The organism is Bacillus sp. FG16 (genome assembly GCF_057809515.1).
On record NZ_JBMDKC010000392.1, the window covers coordinates 1 to 337 of the forward strand.

Consider the following 337-nt stretch of genomic DNA (forward strand, 5'->3'; position numbering starts at 1 on the left):
CTAAAAAATCAACACCATCAGCCATTCATTCCACCACGCTTCCACATGATTGATACAGTGTGTTTTTCAGTTGGGATAACTGAAATAATGTCATACATTACGTTCTTATACTTAATTTTCATATCAGCATTCACATCTGCGCGATATCGGATTTCTGTTTCACCTTGTATTTCGCTATTGGCTGCGGCTGCTTCAAAATATTTTCTTCCTTTTAAAAAAATAAAAGAACCCCATACAGTAAAAGCATCCTTATAACTTTCTATTGGATCACCGTCTGGGCTTTTTGCTTCATCGTCTTTCACTTGAAATGTAAGACGTTTATCTAATTTACCTGGAT

1 protein-coding gene is annotated in these 337 nt (G+C 35.6%); it reads right to left on the reverse strand.

Translation table 11 applies throughout. From position 1 onward, the window contains the following. Nucleotides 1–17: 17 nt before the first annotated feature. The coding region (locus ACODS7_RS32890; protein WP_488828769.1) for a phage head closure protein at nt 18–337 on the reverse strand (320 nt) is incomplete at its 5' end.